The organism is Aneurinibacillus aneurinilyticus ATCC 12856 (assembly GCF_000466385.1).
GTDB classification, from domain to species: Bacteria; Bacillota; Bacilli; order Aneurinibacillales; family Aneurinibacillaceae; genus Aneurinibacillus; species Aneurinibacillus aneurinilyticus.
Genome location: NZ_KE952747.1, coordinates 65,651 through 66,704, shown reverse-complemented (window position 1 = coordinate 66,704; position 1,054 = coordinate 65,651). Strand labels below are relative to the sequence as shown.

The following is a 1,054-nucleotide window of genomic DNA, read 5'->3' as shown; positions in this document are numbered from 1 at the left end:
CAGCAAACGAAAACAGGCGGCTGGCGGCTTGGTATAGAGGAACAGGACAAGACGGGTGATGTGGACATGACCGCGATGGCTTTAATCGCCCTTGCTCCTTATAAGGAGCAGCCGGAAGTGCGGGCCGCAGCTGAACGGGCTGTGAAATGGCTATCCGGTGTACAGCTGAATAACGGCGGTTTCGGTTCGATGTGGGAGGCCGAAACAGTGGAAAGCGCAGCCCAGGTAGTGATTGCGCTGAGTGCCCACGGCATGGATGCGGCAGGACCGCAGTTTAGCAAATCAGGCGGCAATGTGATTACGAATATCTTAAGCTATCAGCAGGCTGACGGAAGCTTTTTACATGTGAAAGATGGCTCAGGGGTTAACAGCATGGCGACGGAGCAGTCGCTACAGGCGCTTGTTGCCTATGATTATTACCTTAAAGGAAAAGGTGCGCTGTATTGGTTCCATAACATTGAGGTGGATGGACTGACAGACGGTGCTGCTGCAGAAGCAGAAAACCTCTCTTTTACTGCAACGGCACATGATGGAAAAGGTGTATCGATTACGCCAATCGTCAAAATGAACGGACGTATAGTTCAGGCAGAAGATGAGCGTTATGAGGTCTTCTTAAAAGAGGGCGAAAATGTAATTACAGTGGAAGCCACTGACTCACGTGGAAAAAAAACCGGCATGACATATACGGTTTACTTTAACAAGGCTAAACCTTTACCGCAACAAGTGAGCGAAGCGATAGAACAAGCAGCAAAGCATGTATTAAGGGAAGCGGAAAAGAACAAATATTTGAGCGATTGGCAAGCGGTTGGGCTAGCCCAGTCCGGAAAAGACATTCCAGCATGGTATATAGAAAAGCTCGAAGCTGAAATTGCTGACAGTGGCGGAACATATACGAAGATTACGGATTATGAGCGTATGTCTCTTGGCATATTGGCGGCAGGCGGCGATCCGACAAACATTGGTGGCTATAATCTAATCCGAAAAATTTACAACAGCGAGGATGTTAGAGGACAGGACAAGATGACGCGTCAAGGAACGAACGGGGTCATTTTTG

1 protein-coding gene is annotated in these 1,054 nt (G+C 48.7%); it reads left to right on the top strand.

Annotation, left to right across the window (positions count from 1 at the left end; genetic code table 11):
• Positions 1-1,054 (top strand): cadherin-like beta sandwich domain-containing protein (locus tag HMPREF0083_RS08005; RefSeq protein ID WP_021620703.1); only part of this gene is annotated, 1,054 nt, incomplete at both ends.